Origin of the sequence: Sulfuricurvum sp. PD_MW2 (assembly GCF_002633015.1) — a bacterium.
In the GTDB taxonomy this organism is placed as follows: domain Bacteria; phylum Campylobacterota; class Campylobacteria; order Campylobacterales; family Sulfurimonadaceae; genus Sulfuricurvum.
In genome coordinates this window covers 1-1,838 of record NZ_NSIU01000066.1, presented here as the reverse complement: position 1 = coordinate 1,838, position 1,838 = coordinate 1, and the positions used below count along the sequence as shown (strand labels likewise).

Genomic DNA, 1,838 nt, shown 5'->3' with positions numbered 1-1,838 from the left:
GTATTGTACGGTATGCAATTTATTTAGAGTTGAGTTATTAGTAAATATGTTCATGTTATGTGTATTTGTTATTGCTTAATAATAAAAAAACAACCTTTTTAGACCTTTATAAAAATTTTTATGGCTATAAATACAAGGGTATTTAATGATTGATGAGAGATACGTTAGCGCTTTGATCTTATCGTATTTTGCATATTTTGAGAACCATCTGAGGTATATCTCTGGTTTTGCTTTTGTAAAAGAAGGGTGATCTTTCCATTCGTTGATTACCATCTCTTCCCATTCAAGCATTTTCTTTTCATCATTGCTGGTATTTGTTTCGTGGACTCTATAATATACAAGATGCTCATTCAGATAACAGGCTGGATATTTAGCAAGAATTTTAAACCAAAGCTGATAATCCTCCAAAGGGATTGATTCGTTGTAGTATCCAATTTCTTCATAAATAGCTTTTGGAACCATAACGCCACCATCTGCTATATTGGTTTTCCCCATCAGCAGCTCTTCAAATATATACCCTTCTTTTTTGGTAGGTTGATTATAGTCAGATATGATTTTGCTATTTTTATCAATAAAGTATACCGGTGTATGGCACAGCCCACAGTTTGAGTTGGCTTCCAACATGGAGACTTGCTTGGAGACTTTATCGAGAGCCCAATAATCATCTGAGTCGAGAATGCAGACATATTTTCCCGTTACGAGATTTTTTAGTGCATAATTGAGTGTCGGTACTAGTCCATGATTGGTTCGAAGTTCAAGATAAAACCTATATTTTTCTTGAAGTTCTTTTAAGAGTATAGGTGAATTGTCATCAGACCCATCATCGATGACGATAAGCTCGATATTGTCATAGGTTTGATGTACAGCGCTTTCAATCGCCTCTTTAACATAAGGAGTATGATTGTAGCTTGACATTACAATACTTACTTTTGGATTTTGTGTATTCATTCAGAATATCCTGCATTTATGTATTGGTTCAACCCTTTCAGGCAGAAAGATATATTTCCTTTTTGTTGCATCATGGTGAGAGTTTGGCTTGAAATTTCGGGGCTAAATACCTTTGGATGATCCAAGTGAATGAGATTAGCAGCGTTCCGGCACGACTTCATTTTGATGTCAAGTAACCGCATTCGCCGTTCGATATCCGTATCTTCTCCCGTTGTAGGCAGTATAAAATCTTCGTCAAATCCATTGATGCGTATCATGTCTGATTTATAACACGAAAAATTGCATCCGACGATATGGTTTTCTTTTTTTTTAGAACCGCGTATCAGATTGAAAAGGATACTTTCGGACCCGAAATAAATCCCGTCATCGTAATGGCGAACCTGATCACGCTTGAGTGCAAAAAAATAGAGAAGATAGCGGTTTGTGAAGTTTTTGACACTGAGTTGCCGTTTTCTCAGAAGAGTGCTAAATCGTTCCCCTGGCTCGGTACGACGTCCGCAGAGGACATAGTTTTCTTCCTGGAGCTTGAGATGCTCTTCGACGAATTGGGGGTATGGGACACAATCGCCGTCAATAAAAATCAAATATTTACCGGTACTTGCAGCTATTGACCGATTCAATGCACGATTTTTGCGCCATCCTTCATCCGATTGAGTCAGGTGAAGAAGATTTTGAAAATGTTTAGAATAGGAGGAAATAAATGTTGCCATTTCTTTCGAATTTCCGTCTTCTGAGATAATAATTTGATCTGGAGGGTATGTCTGGTTAGCAAGACTGTCCAAAATCAAACCTAAAGCCTCTGTATCTTTATATACAGATATAATAATGGTCGATTTTGGGTAAGGCATTAAACACTCCAAATATAATTTGTAATTTTATACTATTTATAC

2 protein-coding genes are annotated in these 1,838 nt (G+C 36.7%); both read right to left on the bottom strand.

Annotation, left to right across the window (positions count from 1 at the left end; translation table 11 throughout):
* Positions 1-75 precede the first annotated feature (75 nt).
* The gene (locus CJD30_RS11620; RefSeq protein WP_294919334.1) at positions 76-948 is read right to left on the bottom strand and encodes a glycosyltransferase family A protein; all 873 of its coding nucleotides are present in this window, start codon (positions 946-948) and stop codon (positions 76-78) included.
* Positions 945-1,796 (bottom strand): glycosyltransferase, encoded by an 852-nt coding sequence (locus tag CJD30_RS11615; RefSeq protein ID WP_294919332.1) that lies wholly within the window; start codon positions 1,794-1,796, stop codon positions 945-947. Before CJD30_RS11615 ends, CJD30_RS11620 begins: the two co-directional genes overlap by 4 nt.
* Between the last annotated feature and the right edge of the window lie 42 nt (positions 1,797-1,838).